Origin of the sequence: Leifsonia sp. Leaf264, assembly GCF_001422325.1 — a bacterium.
In the GTDB taxonomy this organism is placed as follows: domain Bacteria; phylum Actinomycetota; class Actinomycetes; order Actinomycetales; family Microbacteriaceae; genus Orlajensenia.
Genome location: NZ_LMMR01000005.1, coordinates 15,807 through 32,050 on the forward strand (window position 1 = coordinate 15,807; position 16,244 = coordinate 32,050).

The 16,244-nt window shown below is 64.3% G+C and carries 18 protein-coding genes, 18 tRNA genes and 1 other RNA gene; 1 reads left to right on the plus strand and 36 read right to left on the minus strand.

The features are described 5' to 3' along the window. Positions 1 to 3 precede the first annotated feature (3 nt). The 35 genes from ASF30_RS08960 to ASF30_RS09110 form a co-directional block, all read right to left on the minus strand. Complete coding sequence (locus ASF30_RS08960) at positions 4 to 312, minus strand: hypothetical protein (protein ID WP_055904956.1); 309 nt, start codon at positions 310 to 312, stop codon at positions 4 to 6. A gap of 84 nt (positions 313 to 396) precedes the next feature. Further along, positions 397 to 472 (minus strand) — tRNA-His (locus ASF30_RS08965). A 2-nt stretch (positions 473 to 474) separates the two neighbouring features. After that, a tRNA-Gln gene (locus ASF30_RS08970) sits at positions 475 to 547 on the minus strand. 54 nt (positions 548 to 601) lie between these two features. Beyond that, a tRNA-Ser gene (locus ASF30_RS08975) sits at positions 602 to 691 on the minus strand. Between the two features lie 205 nt (positions 692 to 896). Continuing rightward, positions 897 to 981 (minus strand) — tRNA-Ser (locus ASF30_RS08980). A gap of 197 nt (positions 982 to 1,178) precedes the next feature. After that, positions 1,179 to 1,460 (minus strand): nucleotidyltransferase family protein, encoded by a 282-nt coding sequence (locus tag ASF30_RS08985; protein WP_055904959.1) that lies wholly within the window; start codon positions 1,458 to 1,460, stop codon positions 1,179 to 1,181. A gap of 44 nt (positions 1,461 to 1,504) precedes the next feature. Further along, complete coding sequence (locus tag ASF30_RS08990; RefSeq protein ID WP_055904961.1) at positions 1,505 to 1,843, minus strand: hypothetical protein; 339 nt, start codon at positions 1,841 to 1,843, stop codon at positions 1,505 to 1,507. Positions 1,844 to 2,116: 273 nt separating this feature from the next. Further along, positions 2,117 to 2,205, minus strand: a tRNA-Ser gene (locus ASF30_RS22620). A gap of 229 nt (positions 2,206 to 2,434) precedes the next feature. Continuing rightward, a tRNA-Ala gene (locus ASF30_RS08995) sits at positions 2,435 to 2,508 on the minus strand. Between the two features lie 9 nt (positions 2,509 to 2,517). Further along, a tRNA-Thr gene (locus tag ASF30_RS09000) sits at positions 2,518 to 2,592 on the minus strand. A 22-nt stretch (positions 2,593 to 2,614) separates the two neighbouring features. Next, positions 2,615 to 2,687 (minus strand) — tRNA-Ala (locus ASF30_RS09005). A gap of 148 nt (positions 2,688 to 2,835) precedes the next feature. Further along, positions 2,836 to 3,229, minus strand: a transfer-messenger RNA (tmRNA) gene (gene ssrA, locus ASF30_RS22230). A gap of 522 nt (positions 3,230 to 3,751) precedes the next feature. Next, positions 3,752 to 3,827, minus strand: a tRNA-Asn gene (locus tag ASF30_RS09010). A gap of 58 nt (positions 3,828 to 3,885) precedes the next feature. Beyond that, positions 3,886 to 3,958 (minus strand) — tRNA-Asn (locus tag ASF30_RS09015). Between the two features lie 104 nt (positions 3,959 to 4,062). Next, entirely contained in the window at positions 4,063 to 4,809 is a 747-nt protein-coding gene (locus ASF30_RS09020) for a hypothetical protein (protein ID WP_055904964.1), read from the minus strand. Positions 4,810 to 4,861: 52 nt separating this feature from the next. Continuing rightward, positions 4,862 to 4,945 (minus strand) — tRNA-Leu (locus ASF30_RS09025). 282 nt (positions 4,946 to 5,227) lie between these two features. Further along, positions 5,228 to 5,315, minus strand: a tRNA-Ser gene (locus ASF30_RS09030). 104 nt (positions 5,316 to 5,419) lie between these two features. Then, positions 5,420 to 5,498, minus strand: a tRNA-Asp gene (locus tag ASF30_RS09035). Positions 5,499 to 5,503: 5 nt separating this feature from the next. Beyond that, a tRNA-Asp gene (locus ASF30_RS09040) sits at positions 5,504 to 5,578 on the minus strand. 49 nt (positions 5,579 to 5,627) lie between these two features. Further along, positions 5,628 to 5,774, minus strand: coding sequence for a hypothetical protein (locus ASF30_RS23145; RefSeq protein ID WP_200918452.1), 147 nt, complete (start codon positions 5,772 to 5,774; stop codon positions 5,628 to 5,630). Between the two features lie 32 nt (positions 5,775 to 5,806). Further along, positions 5,807 to 5,883: transfer RNA gene (locus ASF30_RS09045), tRNA-Ile, on the minus strand. Position 5,884: 1 nt separating this feature from the next. Beyond that, positions 5,885 to 5,961, minus strand: a tRNA-Lys gene (locus ASF30_RS09050). Between the two features lie 194 nt (positions 5,962 to 6,155). Further along, positions 6,156 to 6,238 (minus strand) — tRNA-Tyr (locus ASF30_RS09055). Between the two features lie 235 nt (positions 6,239 to 6,473). After that, positions 6,474 to 6,546, minus strand: a tRNA-Trp gene (locus ASF30_RS09060). Between the two features lie 97 nt (positions 6,547 to 6,643). Further along, positions 6,644 to 6,781, minus strand: coding sequence for a hypothetical protein (locus tag ASF30_RS22625; RefSeq protein ID WP_157497118.1), 138 nt, complete (start codon positions 6,779 to 6,781; stop codon positions 6,644 to 6,646). A 189-nt stretch (positions 6,782 to 6,970) separates the two neighbouring features. Beyond that, positions 6,971 to 7,348: a hypothetical protein gene (locus ASF30_RS09065; RefSeq protein ID WP_055904967.1), complete on the minus strand. Its 378-nt coding sequence runs from the start codon at positions 7,346 to 7,348 to the stop codon at positions 6,971 to 6,973. Between the two features lie 99 nt (positions 7,349 to 7,447). Continuing rightward, positions 7,448 to 8,434, minus strand: coding sequence for a hypothetical protein (locus ASF30_RS09070; protein ID WP_055904970.1), 987 nt, complete (start codon positions 8,432 to 8,434; stop codon positions 7,448 to 7,450). 31 nt (positions 8,435 to 8,465) lie between these two features. Continuing rightward, a complete protein-coding gene (locus ASF30_RS09075) occupies positions 8,466 to 9,002 on the minus strand; it encodes a hypothetical protein (protein ID WP_055904973.1) in 537 nt (178 codons plus the stop codon). Between the two features lie 68 nt (positions 9,003 to 9,070). After that, a complete protein-coding gene (locus ASF30_RS09080; RefSeq protein ID WP_157497120.1) occupies positions 9,071 to 9,382 on the minus strand; it encodes a hypothetical protein in 312 nt (103 codons plus the stop codon). Positions 9,383 to 9,591: 209 nt separating this feature from the next. Next, positions 9,592 to 10,347, minus strand: coding sequence for a hypothetical protein (locus tag ASF30_RS09085; RefSeq protein WP_055904979.1), 756 nt, complete (start codon positions 10,345 to 10,347; stop codon positions 9,592 to 9,594). Further along, on the minus strand, positions 10,340 to 11,164 hold the full coding sequence (locus ASF30_RS09090; protein ID WP_055904982.1) for a hypothetical protein: 825 nt from the start codon (positions 11,162 to 11,164) through the stop codon (positions 10,340 to 10,342). Before ASF30_RS09090 ends, ASF30_RS09085 begins: the two co-directional genes overlap by 8 nt. 29 nt (positions 11,165 to 11,193) lie before the next feature. Continuing rightward, positions 11,194 to 12,132 carry a hypothetical protein gene (locus ASF30_RS09095; protein ID WP_055904985.1) on the minus strand — a complete coding sequence of 313 codons (939 nt, stop codon included), beginning with the start codon at positions 12,130 to 12,132 and terminating at the stop codon, positions 11,194 to 11,196. Positions 12,133 to 12,155: 23 nt separating this feature from the next. Beyond that, positions 12,156 to 12,665, minus strand: a complete 510-nt coding sequence (locus ASF30_RS09100) for a hypothetical protein (protein ID WP_055904988.1) — start codon at positions 12,663 to 12,665, stop codon at positions 12,156 to 12,158. A 14-nt stretch (positions 12,666 to 12,679) separates the two neighbouring features. Then, positions 12,680 to 13,840 (minus strand): hypothetical protein, encoded by a 1,161-nt coding sequence (locus tag ASF30_RS09105; RefSeq protein WP_055904991.1) that lies wholly within the window; start codon positions 13,838 to 13,840, stop codon positions 12,680 to 12,682. Further along, on the minus strand, positions 13,840 to 14,652 hold the full coding sequence (locus ASF30_RS09110; RefSeq protein ID WP_055904994.1) for a hypothetical protein: 813 nt from the start codon (positions 14,650 to 14,652) through the stop codon (positions 13,840 to 13,842). The genes ASF30_RS09105 and ASF30_RS09110 overlap by 1 nt, the downstream gene beginning before the upstream one ends. 73 nt (positions 14,653 to 14,725) lie before the next feature. Between ASF30_RS09110 and ASF30_RS09115 the strand changes: the two genes are divergently transcribed. Beyond that, positions 14,726 to 15,184 (plus strand): DUF1643 domain-containing protein, encoded by a 459-nt coding sequence (locus tag ASF30_RS09115; protein WP_055904997.1) that lies wholly within the window; start codon positions 14,726 to 14,728, stop codon positions 15,182 to 15,184. Positions 15,185 to 15,256: 72 nt separating this feature from the next. Here ASF30_RS09115 and ASF30_RS09120 read toward each other — a convergent pair whose 3' ends face one another. Beyond that, positions 15,257 to 16,132 carry a hypothetical protein gene (locus ASF30_RS09120; protein WP_055905000.1) on the minus strand — a complete coding sequence of 292 codons (876 nt, stop codon included), beginning with the start codon at positions 16,130 to 16,132 and terminating at the stop codon, positions 15,257 to 15,259. Positions 16,133 to 16,244: the final 112 nt, after the last annotated feature.

Consider the following 16,244-nt stretch of genomic DNA (forward strand, 5'->3'; position numbering starts at 1 on the left):
GGTTCACCGGGTGGCGATCGGCCAGAACCTCGGGTCGTTGACCTTTGCGGTGAGCTCGGCGACGGTGTCGAACGGTCCGAAGAACGTCTCGCCGGTGTCGCCGACGTACTTGTAGGTGATGCCGGCCGGGGTGATCGTTCCGGCTTTCGTCACGGTGACGTTCCGGCATTCCCGTCCGGGGCAGCAGCGACGCACCATGGTCGCCGGAAGGTCGGACAGGTCGGCGTTCGACGGGTATGTCGGCTGCTCTTTCGCGTCCTCCGGGATGGTGGTGTTCGCGGGTGCGGGTGCGTTCCGGTTGATGCTGTGCATACCCGTCAGGCATGTGGCGGGATGCGCCAACTTCAGAGGGTACGGCGGGCCAACTATCGGCCTTCAGCCGGCGCCGCCTTGACGTGGGGTGACCGACGGGGCTTGAACCCGCGACATCCTGGTCCACAACCAGGTGCTCTACCAACTGAGCTACGGCCACAGCTCCCCGAGCTGGATTCGAACCAACAACCTCCCGCTCCAGAGGCGGGCGCTCTACCAGTTGCGCTATCGGGGACCATCCCACCGTTGCCGGCGGGTGGATATTGCGTCACCTCGGAAGGTGGCGACTTGGCGGCGAGGGCGGGATTTGAACCCGCGAGGGACTCACGCCCCAACCGCCTTAGCAGGGCGGCGCACTAGGCCGCTATGCGACCTCGCCAGGGTGGCCGGCTTGACGAACCGACCTGAGGGATTACCTCCGCTGCCAGACAGCTTGCGCTGCGAGGGGCGGATGCCGCGTTTCCCATCGACCGTCCTCACCGACCGACCTGAGATCGGAGGGTTCTGTTTCGGGGACGGCGGTGCCTGCCTACCGTTTGATCCTGACGTGCCTGAGCAGGTCAGGTCGTTTCGGGCGGCGTGCGCGGAGATGAGAGGATTCGAACCTCCGAGGGGCGGACCCCAACCAGCTTTCCAAGCTGGCGCCATAGGCCTCTAGGCGACATCTCCATATCCACACGTCTGACGCAGGTCTGCCGTTACAGGGGAAAGAGGACCAAGCATCGGAAACCCCCAGTCAGCCTTCACCCTAAGAACATGCCTGGCTTGAAGCCTTTTGCTTGGAAGGTGTTGACGTCATTCGTGTGGTGACGGCATCTGCGCCGTCATTTACCTCATGTGCGGACGGATCCGCTTTTGCGGGGAAGTCAGAGAGGTCTGGCTTCCCGAACGATCTCTTCCATCCCGTGGGCGTCGGAGCTGATCACATCGGCCGGCTCCCCGATCGCCTCAACGATCTGCTTCTCCAGTTCCACGATCTCCTCCAAGGAGGGTGTGGCTGGGTAGGTGACGACGAGCTCGATGATGTCGTGGTCGGTGTCGTCGCCTCGGGCGATCGCCCCGAACACGGCGACGAACGTGACGCCGTGGGCGTAGGCGACTCGGAGGATGTCGTTTCGATGTTTCGCGAGCCGTTCCGACGCTCTCATGGGTTCACGGTACCGGCTTCCGGGTACGCGAAAGAGACTTCTGGCTAGGCTGCGACGGTGCCGGCGACCGTGTTGAACGTTGCGGTCAGGGTGCAGAACTGCTCGGCGGACAGCTGGTCGCGGAACATGTCGGCTGCGACGGCGCTGCGTGCGGCGGCGATTGCCTTCTCACGTCCGCCGAAGAACCCGACGGTGTTCATCCGCTCGGTGACCTGCGGGCCCACTCCTGCTGCAGCTTCGACGGATCCGGGGATCCGGGCAAGTGCGGCGCGGGCTTCGGTGTACTCGGCGCGGTTGGTCCGCTGGATGCTGAGGTGCTCGACGACCAGCTCTCCGAACTGGTCCGCGGTGAAGTGGTTCAGCTTCTCGAGGATGCTGTTCATGGTGTTGCTCCTTTGCATGTGTCGGCCGGCGGTGTGCTCGGCGGTAAGTGTGTGGTGCCCTGAGGTATGCACCTCCGCTTGACAGCATCCGGTGCCAGATGTCCAGGCTCTGTTGTTGCTCGTCCTGGCCGGTGGACCCTCACCATGGGTGAGGGCGCGATTCCCGTGTCTCCTTCTAGGTCCTGGGGGCGTGCCGCGCACATCCGCTTCCCTTGTGACGGCAAGCGCTTGTCGTCGGAAACGGACGGCCGGTAGAGGCCGATCCAGGACTCGCGGAGGGGGTGGGATTCGAACCCACGTAGCGACTCCCGCCGCTCACCGCTTTTCGAAAGCGGACCGATGGGCCTCTACGGGACCCCTCCATGACCACTCGGGACGTGACTCCCTTCGGGTGCTGCATCCGTCTCCCCCGAGGGGGAACGTCCAGGAACTGACGGTGGCAACACCCCCGGCTGTGGTCCGCCGGGTTCTTCGGGCTCACGGGCCCTGACAACCGATCCGTGACTCTGCCTCCCCGTCGGAGATCAACCCGGCTTCGCGGCATCCCACGTCACTCCCCTCGAAAGGGCAGCTAGGGGTGGAAGGTTTCTGTGGACCTGCTCGGATTTGAACCGAGAACCGTCTCCTTGCAAAGGAGCTGCTCTGCCAATTGGAGCTACAGGCCCGCGTACTTCTGGAGCCATCTGTGGGGCTCGAACCCACGACCTCTTCCTTACCAAGGAAGTGCTCTACCACTGAGCTAAGACGGCGTTGCCGGGATGCACCGGTGTGTGGACCCTGGGAGGCTCGAACTCCCGACCTCCTCACTGCCAGCGAGGCGCTCTACCAACTGAGCTAAGGGCCCGTGCCGCACGGGGCGAAAACCGACTCCGTGCCGTCTGCTTCCGGTCCGGTGATCAACCCGGCCTTGGAGCATCCACTTACGCAGGCTGTGCGTTGCCGCGTTGCCTGGAAGAGGTGGAGGTTTGTTCTGGTGAGCAATGTGCTCGCTCTGGTGGAGATGCCGGGAATTGAACCCGGGTCCATTGCTGCTGAACGAACTCTTCTACGTGCGTAGTTCATCGTGGGCTGTTTCTCGGCGTTGGTCTCTGCGATGAACAGCGCGACCGCCTGGCCTAACCAGTTCGTGTTCGCCGGAGAAGCACTGGTGGGCGCTCCGGCTCAGGCTGACGTTTGCTGACGTCGACCAGCCCTGGGTGTCAACCGTGGATCCGTGGGCGGTGCGACGGACTCGCTATGAGTCTCGCGGCTGCTAAGCGGCGAGAGCGAAGTCGGAACGAGAGGCGTTGGCGTCTCTTGGCGCAGAGTCTGATTTGCGAGGTGGCTCTGCAACCCTCGGCACGCTTCTTTTCGAAGCAACCAGCGATGTCGAAACCGATCATCCCCGATCGTGGTGCGCCTCACGGCGATCCGGTTGTGCAGGGCTCACGGCCGGCCGATTACCTGTTGGTACCGACCGGCCGACCGTGTTCCCTTGCTTTCCGCAGCCGAAGCCGCGTCCTATCTGACGCAGGTCATGCAAGCCGGCACTGTGGCCTCTGCCATGACGTCATCTGCGCCTTCCAGTCACTCCATGTACGGCACCCGAAGGTGACGCGGAGAGGGAGGCTGCCGTCGGTGACCAAGGCGATTACGCGATTCTCGCACCCGACCATCCGGTGCGCTCGCCTTGGTTCTCATGTCGATGTCCTCACCGACGGCCAACCATTCACATCTATGCGCGCGGGTCGCCCCGCACGATCAATCAGGAAGCTGGCATGGTTCGCGTACGCTGGCCCAGGCCCGGCCTCGATAGCACTTCGCAGGTCAGGCGAGCGCTTCCTGTCGCTCTTCCTGCAAGTGTCGTGTGGTGCGCTAGGCGCACCCATCACATCGTCGATCGCTGTGTAGTTTTCTCTGATGTGATGTTGGCTCCCCGCCTTGGACTCGAACCAAGAACCTGTCGGTTAACAGCCGACTGCTCTGCCAATTGAGCTAACGAGGACCACGTGAACGCGGACGTTCTGGTTTTCGACGATGACATTTCTGTCGCCGTCGGACCGCTCCCCCGCGAGGACTCGAACCTCGAACCTTCCGGTTAACAGCCGGATGCTCTGCCAATTGAGCTACAGGGGATCAGTGCCCGGCCGTGCGGCCGGGGCAGTGATTGGGCATGTGGCGAACCCGTAGGTCCATCACGAAAGTGTCATGTGCGGACTGCGCAGGAAATGCGGAGTTCGTCAGTGGTGGTAGTCGAACAGGACCATCGCCTTCTTCGGCTTCGCGCCGGCTTTGACGGTGTGGACCTCGATCGTGCCGGTGACCTTCACGGTCCGGTCCAGGGGCCGCTCGATGACCACGAGGGCGACGTTGTCGTCACGGCGAACGTCGGCGCGGACTTCGTAGCGGAGGGCGGGCTTGTCAGCGGTGTTGGCGTGCTCAACTGCCGCAGCTCGGGCTTTCGCCATCGACTCGAAGCCTTCACCGACGACCTTGGGTGTTTCGTTGCGACCGCCGTGGAAGCCGACGATGCTGTAGACCGTCTTGGCGGTGCCTTCGGTGGCGGCTGCGGTGAACTTCCGCAGCTTGATCGGGTCGAGCTTCATGTCGATGACGAACGCGCCCTTGTGGAGGTCGCCCACCTTCTTGAACAAGTCGAAGTAGGAGTCGTTCCACCAATCGGTGGCTTTGATCTGGTTCGCCTGCGTCTCGGGGATCTCCACCACGAACTTCACCGTCTTCACGGTGACGTCCTCCGGCTCGGCGATCGGGACGATGAACGTCCCAGGAGAGTAGTCCTCGAGCTCAGTTGGGTTGGCAGCGAACTTCTCCGGGTGGGTGGCCAGCCGGCGCGGGTGCTCTTCGTTGGCGTCGGACCATCGGCCGGCTTCCTCGTCGTACCACTTGCTGACGGCCTCGGTGACGAGGTTCCAGTCGGACTTGCCGGGGGTAAGGTCGACGACGACCTGCGCAGTTGAGTGACCCATGATTCGTGCTCCTTCTTCTCACCACCTACATGCGCGGCGTGGAGAAGGTTTGTGCCCACCCCGGGATTTGAACCCGGACGCCCTTTCGGACACTGGCACCTGAGGCCAGCGCGTCTGCCAATTCCGCCAGACGGGCATGAGGGACCGCGTGTAACGACGTCGCTCACCTCGACGTCACACCGTCCTCACTCCGGATGCCGCCCCGGAGCTCTACAAGATTTGGTGTTCCCGTCAGCGCGAAGGAATCGAACCGACCTGGCAGGCTCGTGCACAAGCGTTGCCACTGACCCGCTATGCGGGGCGTGCTGCTGTCCAGCAGCTCCCGCCGACGGGAACGAGTCGACGTGAACCGGTCTCGGGTGGTTCACATCACAGCTGCGTCAACGCTCCCCGAGAAGGTGTACGTGTTGACGCGCAGCGGAGGGAAGGGGATTTGAACCCCTGGTCGGCTTCAAACCGACATCCGTTTTCAAGACGGGCACCTTAAGCCGCTCAGCCATCCCTCCGTGACATCGATGTGCGCGGTAGCTACCCGCGTGGCCGGATTTGAACCGGCCTTCATGCACCCTGCGTGGCCGGAGTGGAACCGGCCTCCCGCGCTCATCGATGTTGGCGGTCTTGACGGGATTTGAACCCGCGATTTCCGCCTTGACGGGGCGGCGAGGACGGCCAAACTCCTCTACAAGACCATGTGCGACCCTGACCGGACTTGAACCGGCGACCTCCACCGTGACAGGGTGGCGAGCACTCCAAACTGCTCTACAGGGCCATCGTCGTGTTGGTGACCCGGTTGCACTCTCCGGGGTTCCTCGTGGCTGTCAGCGCTGATCGTTGACGGCCTTGTTCTTCGCGGCGCCGCGGGTGCGGCTCCGCTTGCTGCGCTTGTCGGCGTGGGTGCCGGCGGCCCCGGATCGACGGAGCTCGGCGATCTCGCGGGCGTACTTCGGGTTGGCTATTCCAGCCATGCAGATCCCCCTCCTTCCTGGTTGCGGGATCGTGGTGGTCTATCAGGGTTTTGAACCCCGCACCTCTTCGTTATCAGCGAAGCGCTCTAACCGAATGAGCTAATAGACCGTGGTGCTCCCCCTCGGGCTTGAACCGAGGACCCTCCGCTTAAGAGGCGGATGCTCTGACCAACTGAGCTAGAGGAGCGCGGCGCTGGTTTCGGTGCGCTGAGCCGCCCCGTCACTTCCTTCTGGGGAGAAGCTGCTCCTTTCAGCGGTCAACCGGTTCGCCTCCTGCACGGAGACCGAGACGAGGGTTCGCGGCCCTGGTGCCTCGGCTGGCGTTCTGCCCGGTGTACAGCTGACTCGGCGTGCGACCGCCTGGTCAGTTTCCGTACGCGGTGGATGGTGAGGGATTTGAACCCCCGCGCCCCGAAGGGACCCGGTCTACAGCCGGGCGCGATCAGCCTCTCTGCCAACCATCCATGTTCGAGGCGCGGCCGCGACTGACGCCGGCATGCTTTGCGCAGCGGCCGGTAGCGCGGCCGCGCCTCGAGGTTGCCGGAGCTTGGCTCCTTCGGCGCGCGAACGCGCCTCCGGTCTCCGGCTATTTCTTCATCCACTGTGGAGTTCTCAAACCGGGAGCTACCCGGTGTTCTTTGCCGTCCCCTACATCAGAGGAGGCGTTCATGTTCTGTTGTCCCACCCGAGGGTGGTTCGCAGGGCAGACAGGACTTGAACCTGCAACCGTCGGTTTTGGAGACCGGTGCTCTACCAATTGAGCTACTGCCCTATGTGAAGTTGTGGGGGTTAAACGAGAAGGGGAGCCACCTGGTGCCTGTGCGGCGACCTGAGGTGACTCCCCTGAAAGTTCAGGAGTGGCTGGGCCACTACATGGGAACCACCTGTCCGGCGGGCTTCGGCTGGTCATATCCTGCGGTCAACGTCGACCATCCGAAATCGAGCTCGGAGGCGCGCAGAATCGCGGCGCTGTGGCCGTGATTTTCTTTGCGGAACATGGGTGACATGCTCTCTCCTTCGTTCGTTTGGGCGGCGGTTGCCGGGTTCATTACTACCATGTGCGGTTGTTATGAGTTTTGCGGAAACGGGAATGTTCCCGTTTCGTGATACATGCTTTTGACGGCATGCATATGAGGTAAGCAGATCAGTATGCGGGTTTATTCCCGAAACCTCAAGAAGTTTTTCAGGAACTTGTGCTAGCGGATTCCGCGCATCCTCTTGGCGACCTTCACGGCCTCCGGGCCGGACAGTGCGCCGGGAATCTGACCGCGGTCGATCTTCGCTTCGCGGTCTGCCCTCCAGTAGGCCCGGTCGAGTGCACTGGTCAGTCTGGGGACCTCGCGGGCGGTGACCGTGACGTCGTCGGTGACGCGGGTGCGGCGTCCGGGGTTGAGGGTGTTGGCAGCGTAGTTGACGTCGCTGTCGGCGGATCTGATGTCGCGGAGCGCGGCGGTCAGCTGCTCGACGGTGCGAGCGGCGACGATCACCGATCCGTCGTCGGTCATGGTCACCGTCGACTGGACACGGTACCGACGGATGATGTTGTCGAGGCGTTGGGCGTCCGGTGTCAGCACGTGGTTCTCCTCAGGGTGATGACCGCATCATGTCACGCTGGTCGGACATCTGACGGGTGTCTGTTCAGCACCTACATGCGCGGACAGGTGATGTCCTGGTCAGAGGCCGGCGACGGTCCGCCAGACCTGCACGGTGATGTCGGGGTGGTCGAACCCGTCCGCGTCTGGGGAAAGCGAGTCGACGATGGCAGCGACGACAGCGTTGGAGGGCCCGTCGACCAGGTCCCGGTTGGAGGGGAGGCCGGCGACGGCTTTCGCTGTGTGAATGAGGCTGAGCGGCTCCGCAGCACCGAACCCGTCCAGGCGTTGCTCTGCCGACCCGAACAGTGTCAGGGCGCCCGCGGCGTCTCCGTGTCGTGCGGTATGGAGACCGCGGACAGCTTCGAGGATGGCCGCACCGACCACCGACCCGAGTTCCTTGTTGTGGTCGACGGCGAGCTGCAGGGTGTCTGGTGCGTCGTCGGCGCCGTCCACCGTTTCGGAAAGAGCGAGGAGTCGGAGGATACGGGCGACGTCGAGGTGCCGGCCGCTGTCGAACGCGGCGTCGGCGGAGTCGCGGAGACGGGATGCTGCGGTGACGAAGTCGGCGTTCCAGAATGCGACCGAGCCGAGGATCTCGTCACGGTCGCCGTGGCGATCCTCCGGCCAGCTGTTCGCCAGGGTCCGGGCTGCGGTGAGCTGGCCGTCGCTGATCAGTACGTTCGCGTCCAGGAGATCCGCTGCCGCAGCCACCTCGGGGCTGCCGGTGGTCACTCCCCCGGCGAGGCTCCGCGCCGCGCGGAGATGCCCGCCGAACAGAGCGTGCCGGCCTACGGCGATCCGGGCGATGTCTGCAAGCCAGTCCGGGCCGACGGTGGGGATCTGGGCGCGGAGGGCGCTGCTGTCGAACGGGTTCCGTTCCAGGGCGAACAGGGCATCCGAGATCGTGTGGAAGATGCTTCCGGTGGAGGTGCCGGGGTGGGCGCCGGCTGCGGCTGCCGACAGCAGGACACCTCCCACCGAAGTAGGCAGGTCAGACGTCCCGGCGTAGATGTCCGCGTAGGAGTCGATCGCGCTTCTGATCAGGGCGGTATCGGCGGCGGTCATACCCGTTGGGCATGTGGCGGACCGTCGGTCGTCAGTTCGCTCCGAGAGTGATGACGGATCCGTCAGGCATCTGCATCTTGATGAGCTCGCCATCGGCGTAGAAGTGCTTCTCGTCGTCCTCGAACTGGAGGGCGGCGCCGGTGCGAGGCCAGCCTCGCTCGTCGAAGGCGATGGAGCTGCCGTCGGTGAACTCCTTCTTGGTGAGGATGCCGTGCTGGTAGAACGACTTCGTGCCGTTCGGGTGGATGAGCGCTGGGCCGTTGTCTGAGTGGAGCTGCCCGTCGGCGTCGTAGGTGCCGGTGCCGAGGTCCGGGTTGATGGTCCCGTCGGCGGCGTACATGTCCAGTCCGAGGTCGTTGGGGCTGTAGCTGGTTCCGGCGGCGGCGACGATCGCCTCGTAGTCGTCGGTGAATGCGTCGACGGGGTTGATGTCGAGGGTGATGGCTGCGGCGGTGCCTGTGCCGGCGCCGAACGTACCGGTGAGCTTGTTGCGGCGGGATTCCAGGTCGGAAAGCTCCGCAGGGGTCAGCTGCCGACGGGTGGCGGTGAGGTTCGGATTCTTGCTCATACTCCGTAGGTGTGCGGCACCTGTTTCAGGGTGCCGTTTTGCCGCGCGGTTCGCTGACCTGGGTCGTCTTAGTCGGCGGCGCCGCGGAGCGGGAGGATCGCGGTCAGCCGTGTCGGGTCGACGGCGGCCATCTGCTCGTACAGGCGGTTGAAGAGTCCGATGGTGTCTGTGGCTGCGTCCCAGATGACGGTGCCGGCGCGGTCGCGGATGACTCCGGGAGCCCAGTACAGCCCGCCGACGTCGTCGAGCTCCAACGTCCACGCGTTCGGGAGGGCGGTGAGCGCTGCAGCTTCGATGGAGGATGTCGGCCAGTCGTACTCGTCGACGTAGTCCGGGGTGGTGTCGAGCTCGTAGTCGAGCCGGGCATGGGTTGCTGACATGGTTTCTGTGTCCTTCGTCACTTGAGCGTTGGATTGGCGATGAACACGCCGTTTCCGTCGTCGTAGTCCGCCTGTGTGTCCCCTGCTTCGTGCACGCTCATGGGCACCTCCTGGTTGTTTGGCATGTGGCGAAGCCCCAGTCGGTGGCCAGGTCGGACAACGAAAGAAGCCCGCCATTGCTGACGGGCTTATTCGGGGTGCTGATGCTGCTACTTGCGCGTTTTCACCCGGCTGCTGCCTTCTGCAGCGAGGAGGATCGGGCCGAACACCGTCTCGACAATGACGTAGTCGTCGCCGAATGCGGAGTCGGGTGAGAATCCGCCGTTGTTGGTCACGTTGATCCCGAGGATCTTCAGTTCGGAACGCCCGTCGTCACCGATGATGGTGTCGCCGGCGGTCAGGTCGGTGTTGTCACGGTCCTCGGTGTCGAACTCGCGGGCGACAGGGGTGGGAACGACCGGCTTCTTCAGGATGGAGCTGACCGCTGATGCGACAACGATCTCATCCGCCGAGGCGATGGCCGCACCGTACATGTCCGCCTCCAGGGCGTTGTGGATCGCGTCGCCCCATTCCAGGAACCGTTCCTCCACTTCCTCGTCGACATCACGGTCAGCGTGCGGGGTCATGCCGTCCTGGATGGAGTTGCATGGCTCGTCCTGGCTGTCCGTCCAGAACGACACCATCTTGTCGTTCACAGTGATGTAGGTCTCCCAGCGGCCGTTGTCGTAGCCGCCGTCGACCTTCGGCTCAGGCAGTTCCTCCGGGTAGGCGGGAAGGTCCCAGCCTCCGCGGAACGTGGCCGTGCCAGCGAGCTGTACGGTCACGGGCTCCGGTGTGCCGTACACGGCAACCTCCGGTGCGGTCTGTCCGCCGGGCTTCCCGCCGAACTGTCCGCCGGCGGGCTTGCCGTCGACGCCGATGGTGCCGGCGGTGTTGTGGATGTTGCCGTGGATGTCTTCAGGCATGGGTGGGCGCTCCTGTCTTTCGGTTCAGGTTGAGTGAGTAGATGGTGTCGCCCTTGTCGTCTACGTGCGTGTCGAGGAAGTGAAGGGCGCGGTCGAGCGCGACGGTCAGGTCGTTGAGCTCCTCGAACTCCTCCGGGTCGAACCCGTCGACGGGCTTCCCGTCCGCGTCGAGCAGGGCCGACACGATGAAGAAGGGGCTTCCGTCTTCGGTGATGTCTTCCAGTTCGAGTCGCTGTGCTTGGTCGCCGAAGGAGTCGCGGAGCGTGTCGCGGATCTCGGTGGCGTTCTCGTTGTACATGCGTGTGTTGATGCGTTCGAGTTCGTAGTGGAGGAGGGTCCATTCGTTCTCGTCAGCGAACTTCGCCGGGCCGGTCAGGTCCAGTTCGTACAGTTCGGCGCTGCGCTTCGTGCCCTCTCGGAAGAACGAGTCGATGTCGTTGTTGAGGGTACGGAGGTAGTCGGCGATGTGGTCGTTGCCCTCGTACCGGTAGTTGATGACCAGCTCGCCGTTGGCGTCCACGGCTTCGGTGGCGGACATGCTGTCGTAGTCCTCCATCAGCAGCTTCGCCGGCACGGCGGTGCCCGACTCGACAGCGTCGGCAAGCACTTGGGCGCGGAGGTGCTGGGAGGCGACCTCGACGAGGCGCTGCCTGATGATCGATTCGGCGTTGGCGGTGGACAGGTCGTCGAAGTTGAACCCGATCGCAGATTCGAGTGGTGCGACCTTGCCGGTGAACTGGCCTCCGGCGGCTTCGCCGTTGGCGTTGACGGCGCCGGCCTGGGCGTGGGTGTAGCCGTTGATGTCTGGTGTGTTCATACCCACGTAGGTGTGTGGCGCCTCAACGCTCAGATGCGGCCGTTCCGTTTCGCGACCAACCAGGTGCCGAGCATGTGAAGACGGGCGAGGTCGTCGTTGTTCGTGGGGTTCGAGTCGTAGATCTTGCCGAGCTCGATCGCTGCGCGGGCCTGGTTGCAGTACCCGTATCGGTTCAGCTTCCGGAGCTCCGGCGTGTCCTCCGCTGAGATTGCGAGCAGCTCACCGGCACAGATGACGGCGACTGGGTCGGTGATCTCTCGGGTGCCGCCGACCTTCCCGTTGACGTCGAGCATGGCGTCGGCCAGCTCCATCTCGGCGGCTTCGTTGATGACTGCCCACCGGTCCCCGATGACGATGCTGTCGACGAGCTCTTCGTGGAGGAGCCGGCCGAGGTTCTCGGACCCGAAGGTGCCGTGGTCGGATTCGTTGTGGAACTGGACACCGCCGGTCTGCTCCCACAGTGCGTGGAACGCCTGCTCACGGGTGAGCGTGTCGCGTCCTTCGAGCCTGACGGTGAACCGGATCTGCTCGAGTTCGTCCTCGTAGTCGGGCAGGTCAACGGAAGCTCCGTAGCGGCCTTCGAGGAACCCGATGGCAGCCGGTTGCTTGCGGTCGAGGTCGCCGATCCACTGGGCGGCGGTTCGGTTGTCGGGTTTGAAGTCCAGGAACCGGAACTCGGTGAGCCCCTCCACCCAGAAGCCGCCGCCGTCCTCGTCGCGGGAGATGTCGACGGCCATGAACACGTCTGCGTCCTGACCGATCTCCACCGGACGGAACGACGCCATGCCGCCTTCGGTGTCGAAGTCGATGGGGTCGCCGCCGATGCTGTCGAGCGGGTCAGCCTCCAGGGTGAGCGCATCTGTGACGGCCTGGTCGGGTCCGGTGGGGACGTAGGTCTCGTACTTGCCGTCTCCGTCCCGAACATTCTGGCGGGCGAGCTGTGCGGCTGTGGGCTGGTTTTCGGTCATGCCACGTAGGTGTGTGGCCGAGCTCAGCTCTCCGGGTGGAGCTTCACCCACATGCGGCGAGTCAGCTCGTCCAAGTCCACGTATTCGGTGACGTCCCGGTTGGTGGTGCCGTCCTCGTTCAACGCGAAAGCGTTGTAGGAGCCGTCGTGGTTCTGCAGGTTCGAGACGGATTGGTCGTCGCGGAGCTCATCCCAGGTCATGGCGTGAAGCGTGGCGAGGCGAGCGTCGCGTCGGGCGTCGTTCCGTCTCTCATCGGCGGTGCGGCGGGCTTTCGCTGCCGCTTGCTTCCGCTTGTATGCAGCGGCGGTGTACGTGTTCGTGCCGGACCCTTCGCAGCCCCAGCAGACGCCGTACGCGAAGTCGCCTGACCCGCCGCATTTCCAGCATGGGACGGTGACGTACTCGTCAGCGGGAGCGAGGGTGACCTCCGAAGCGGTCGGCTCGTCCTTGCCGGTGAACTGGCCGCCAGCCGGGGCGCCTGCGGCGTCGCGTGTTCCGGCTGGGCGGTGCTTCTGTGGGTTGTTGGTGACCATCGCCGTCTATCCTCCTACCAGCCGCGCGGAGGCCGCGCCGCACCGATGTGCAGGTTCAGGACGTGGAGTGCAGCCTCACGTGCATCCTGGTCGGTGGTGTCGTCAGCGAGCTTCTGCAGACGGGCACGCTCCGCGCGGTACTGGTCCATGCGAGGTGCGAGCTTGTCGAATGCGAAGTCGACGGTGTCCATGGTGCGGCCTGACTTGACCTTCTGGTACACCTTCTTCTTCCATTCGAGGATGACGGCGTCGGTGGTCGTTTCACGCTTGGCGGCGATGCCGTCCAGAACCTCGGTGACGAGCCGGACCTTGCCGGCTTCGTACTGCGGGTTCTCTCCGAAGCCGAAGTAGACGAGGGACTCGACGGCGCTGATAGCGGCGGACTGGGCGGTGACTTCGTTGTTGAAAGGGCGGTTCCAGTCGTCGTAGATCGGTTCGCCGGTGGCGGTGACGATCGCCTTGGCTTTCGCCTTCGCTTCCTTCTCCGCCTTCTTGCGGTCACGTTCGGCGCGCTCAGCTTCCTTGCGCTCACGTTCGATGCGCATCTCGTCCGGCTCCAGCTTGCATTCCCGCGGGTTGGAGAGGTCGATGACAGGCGCTGACGGGTAGCAGCGGGTGCAGGCCATGTCGGCAGCCAGGTCGACGATCTCGTCTTCGTCCATGCCGGACACGCTCGGCAGCCAGCCGAACCGGGTGGTCGGGTAGCAGGTGGAGCAGCTGCGGGAGCGGTGAACGTGACCGTTGCCGTTCAGCACACGGAAAGCGCGGGTCCATCCGCCGCGGGCGTCGAACTCATCGTCGAGCGGCTTGATGCGCTCATCGACGTCGTCGACCAACGCCTGAAGCTTGGCGATCTTCTCCGTGTGGTACTCGAGGCTGCTGTCGGTCAGGACATCCCAGCGGTTCCGCTGCCGGCCGGGGTTCTCCTCCCGGTACTTCGTCTCCTGGTTGTGCTTGAACACCGCGTCTGAGTGCTGCGCGAGCGGCGCTGCGGACTTCTCCCGCTCGATGAACAGAGCTTCCAGCTGCAGGTCCACCTCGATCGGAGTTTCGTTGGCGTGTCGGCCGACGACGATCTCGTTCGGCTCCCCGTGGGTGCGGATGGAGAACTCCCCGGAGGAAGCGTGCGCGCCCTTACGGGCTCCGCCGCGGTTGGGGGTGCTGGGTCCAGGCATCAGTTGAGCTCCTTGTTGCTGTAGGTGACGTTGATCGTCGGGTCGTTGTCGGCGACGTTGGTGTCGCGGGGGAAGGTGGTCTGGGAGTACGACTCGGCGAAGTTCTTCACGGGACGCATCAGCTCCCAGTAGTCGGGTGAGTCCGGGTGCGGTCCGCCAGGCAGGTGGACGTGGATGTGCACCTCGTCGGCACCCGAGGTGACGTCGATGGCGGCGTCCTGCCGGATGATCCCCATCTGCTGGGCGTAGCTGATGGCGTCGGTCAGCTTCTCGTGGGTGTCAGCGATCGTGTCTGCGGTGCTCCAGCCGCGTCCGGTTCGGACGGTCGCCGGGATGCCATCGGCGAAGGTGGCGTTCGCCCATTTCGAGCCGGGAGGTGTGGGTGCTGCGACCGGGTTGCCGTGCATGAACCACTGCGGCTTGTCTGCGGAGTTCGCTGCTGGGATGAACGCCGGGGCGCCGTCCCGGTGGAGTTCGTCATCCTTGTAGAAGCGGGTCTCTCCGGTGATGGAGACGGTGGTCTCGCAGCGGCGGTCTGCGGACACCCAGTGCTGCCGGCCGTCCGGGTCGACGCTGATCAGGGTGAGGTGCAGGGGTGGGCCGTCCAGGTCCGGTTCGATGAACTCGCCGGAGGTCAGGGAACGGCCGTCGTAGTCGAAGATCGGTGTGCCGGTCAGGTCCAGCGCATCGATCTCGGCCGGGTTGTTGCGGTAGGAGGTGAACACCGTTGACGGGATCCCCGGTGCTGTGAGCTCCCCGAAGTCGCGGGCGCGCGGCTGCTTCGTTGCGGTTCCTGTCGCGTTCTTGGCCATGTGGTCGTAAGTGTGCGGCCGGGAACTCCGGGTGTCGCCGCATCCGAATAGGATCTGCCGGGAGGAGGTTCTGATGACCGAGTTCGTTTCCGCCACTGCGCACATTGACGGCGACTACCGCTACACGCTGACTCGCGTGTGGGATCCGGCGTTGCCGACGATGACGTATGTGCTGCTGAACCCGAGCACCGCCGATGCTGTCGAGCTCGATCCGACGTTGCGGAGGTGTGTTGCTTTCGCGAAGCGTGAAGGGTTCGGCGGGATGGTGATCCTCAACCTCTACGCGTTCCGGACGAAGGATCCGAAGGTGATGCTGGCTGCGGCGGACCCTGTTGGGCCTGAGAACGACCTGGTATTCGCCGGCGTGACCGGCACCGTCGTCGCTGGGTGGGGCACGAACGCTGATCCCGCCCGCGTGGCGCAGGCGGTCGCGCTGCTACCGCAGCTTCATGCTCTGGGTGTCACCAAGGACGGGCACCCTCGGCATCCGTTGTACGTGCGCGGGGATGCACCACTGGTTGAGTGGCCGTAGTAAGTCGAGCCCCACTGCTGCGAATGCAGAAGGAGGGCCGCACCGTGGCGCGACCCTCCTGCCCAACGACGATCAGAGTTGGTTGGTGGCGATCTCGTCGATCGCGTATCCGAGCGCTTCGGTGACCGCGGTCGTGGTCAGGTCGCTGACTTGGTCGTCGAGGTTGCTGGCCCAGGAGCTGGTTTCGATGACCTGCTGGATGAACTGGTCCTCGCCGCCGGCTTTCTCCACCAACTCTTCGATACGGGTGCGGTCGAAGCCGTAGGGCTCCGGGTTCTCGATGAGGCGGTAGTGAACCTCGGTGCGGTCCATGTACCCGCCGACCTGGCCGAGACGGTACGCGGTCGCGGCCATGATGCCGTTGACCTCGTGGACGTTCATGTCGTCGATGCCGAGGGCGTCCCCGACGCTGTAGTTCTTCGGGGTCACGGAGACGGTGAGGTCCAGGGACAGGTTGTCGCTGCCGCCTTCAGGGTCTTCGGAGTGGTACTCGAAGTAGGTGCTGGCGTCGTCGGTGCCGAACTCGATGAGGCGACGGTCGATCTTGTTGACGGGAGTCTGCTTGATGATGTTGTCCTCGTAGGCGTTGTCCTCGTCGAACAGGATCGTGCCGTCCAGACCGATGATCTGGGTGACGTGGAACGCGTCCTTCTCGTCGTCCCAGCTGTGGCTGATGATGAGGGTCTTCGCCTGCCCGCCGGATGCCACCTGCAGTTCGGCGCGGGTGAGGTCGGTGAGGTTGTTGAGGCGGTACGCGGTCATGGTCGCCGCCATCTGCACCACCGACGCGGCGTTGTTCTCGAGAGCTGCGAGCTGAGCTTCGGTGGGGATGGTCACCTCCCCCGGCTTCGTCTCAGCGGCGCTGTGGCCGTGCTCACCGAACTGGCCGGTGCCGCGGTCGCGGTGCTGTTCGAGCTCCTGGGCGAGCTGCTCCTGGGTCTTCGTCACGTCGTTCCTTTCCTTTGGCGGGCGGACCCGCTGACATGTTCAAGTCCCTACGTGTGTGGCCGAGCTAATCGTCGGCTGGCTGGTAGCATCGCTCGAACCCCGAAGGAAGGGC